This window comes from Streptomyces sp. NPDC043876, from assembly GCF_056435825.1.
Genome location: NZ_JBWKDV010000046.1, coordinates 1 through 2,369 on the forward strand (window position 1 = coordinate 1; position 2,369 = coordinate 2,369).

Consider the following 2,369-nt stretch of genomic DNA (forward strand, 5'->3'; position numbering starts at 1 on the left):
GGGGGTTAAAAGCTCCGGCGGTGAAGGATGAGCCCGCGGCCTATCAGCTTGTTGGTGGGGTAATGGCCTACCAAGGCGACGACGGGTAGCCGGCCTGAGAGGGCGACCGGCCACACTGGGACTGAGACACGGCCCAGACTCCTACGGGAGGCAGCAGTGGGGAATATTGCACAATGGGCGAAAGCCTGATGCAGCGACGCCGCGTGAGGGATGACGGCCTTCGGGTTGTAAACCTCTTTCAGCAGGGAAGAAGCGAAAGTGACGGTACCTGCAGAAGAAGCGCCGGCTAACTACGTGCCAGCAGCCGCGGTAATACGTAGGGCGCAAGCGTTGTCCGGAATTATTGGGCGTAAAGAGCTCGTAGGCGGCTTGTCGCGTCGGATGTGAAAGCCCGGGGCTTAACCCCGGGTCTGCATTCGATACGGGCAGGCTAGAGTGTGGTAGGGGAGATCGGAATTCCTGGTGTAGCGGTGAAATGCGCAGATATCAGGAGGAACACCGGTGGCGAAGGCGGATCTCTGGGCCATTACTGACGCTGAGGAGCGAAAGCGTGGGGAGCGAACAGGATTAGATACCCTGGTAGTCCACGCCGTAAACGTTGGGAACTAGGTGTTGGCGACATTCCACGTCGTCGGTGCCGCAGCTAACGCATTAAGTTCCCCGCCTGGGGAGTACGGCCGCAAGGCTAAAACTCAAAGGAATTGACGGGGGCCCGCACAAGCAGCGGAGCATGTGGCTTAATTCGACGCAACGCGAAGAACCTTACCAAGGCTTGACATATACCGGAAACGGCCAGAGATGGTCGCCCCCTTGTGGTCGGTATACAGGTGGTGCATGGCTGTCGTCAGCTCGTGTCGTGAGATGTTGGGTTAAGTCCCGCAACGAGCGCAACCCTTGTTCTGTGTTGCCAGCATGCCCTTCGGGGTGATGGGGACTCACAGGAGACTGCCGGGGTCAACTCGGAGGAAGGTGGGGACGACGTCAAGTCATCATGCCCCTTATGTCTTGGGCTGCACACGTGCTACAATGGCCGGTACAATGAGCTGCGATGCCGCGAGGCGGAGCGAATCTCAAAAAGCCGGTCTCAGTTCGGATTGGGGTCTGCAACTCGACCCCATGAAGTCGGAGTTGCTAGTAATCGCAGATCAGCATTGCTGCGGTGAATACGTTCCCGGGCCTTGTACACACCGCCCGTCACGTCACGAAAGTCGGTAACACCCGAAGCCGGTGGCCCAACCCCTTGTGGGAGGGAGCTGTCGAAGGTGGGACTGGCGATTGGGACGAAGTCGTAACAAGGTAGCCGTACCGGAAGGTGCGGCTGGATCACCTCCTTTCTAAGGAGCATATAGCCGACTGCGAGCGAATGACTCGCACGGTTGCTCATGGGTGGAACGTTGATTATTTGGCACGGTTCTCAAAGCCTCCTGGTAAGTACTGCTTCGGCGTGGAAAACAGGGAGAGTGGCGGGGATCGTGTCTGGCACGTTGTTGAGTATCTGAGGGTACGGCCGTCAGGTTGTGCTTTCGTGATGCCGGCCCCAGTGAACTCGCCAGCTTGTCTGGTGGGGTGATGGGTGGCTGGTCGTTGCTTGAGAACTACACAGTGGACGCGAGCATCTGTAGGCCAAGTTTTTAAGGGCGCACGGTGGATGCCTTGGCACCAGGAACCGATGAAGGACGTGAGAGGCCGCGATAGGCCCCGGGGAGCTGCCAACTGAGCTTTGATCCGGGGGTGTCCGAATGGGGAAACCCGGCAGTCGTCATGGGCTGTCACCCACTGCTGAACACATAGGCAGTGTGGAGGGAACGCGGGGAAGTGAAACATCTCAGTACCCGCAGGAAGAGAAAACAACCGTGATTCCGGGAGTAGTGGCGAGCGAAACCGGATCAGGCCAAACCGTATGCGTGTGATACCCGGCAGGGGTTGCGCATGCGGGGTTGTGGGAATTCTTTTGATCGGTCTGCCGGCCGGTCGGCGAGTCAGAAACCGTTGATGTAGTCGAAGGACATGCGAAAGGTCCGGCGTAGAGGGTAAGACCCCCGTAGACGAAACATCAGCGGCTTGCTTAAGAATCTCCCAAGTAGCACGGGGCCCGAGAAATCCCGTGTGAATCTGGCGGGACCACCCGCTAAGCCTAAATATTCCCTGGTGACCGATAGCGGATAGTACCGTGAGGGAATGGTGAAAAGTACCGCGGGAGCGGAGTGAAATAGTACCTGAAACCGTGTGCCTACAAGCCGTGGGAGCGTCGCGCATTGAGTTTACTCAATGCGTCGTGACTGCGTGCCTTTTGAAGAATGAGCCTGCGAGTTAGCGGTGTGTAGCGAGGTTAACCCGTGTGGGGAAGCCGTAGCGAAAGCGAGTCCGAA

General features: G+C 58.1%; 2 rRNA genes (1 of these 2 running past the window's edge). Both read left to right on the forward strand.

The window, feature by feature from the left end:
• Nucleotides 1-1,334: ribosomal RNA gene (locus AC0693_RS38600) — 16S ribosomal RNA — on the forward strand; the annotation flags it as partial.
• A gap of 287 nt (nucleotides 1,335-1,621) precedes the next feature.
• Nucleotides 1,622-2,369: ribosomal RNA gene (locus AC0693_RS38605) — 23S ribosomal RNA — on the forward strand (it continues 2,666 nt past the right edge of the window).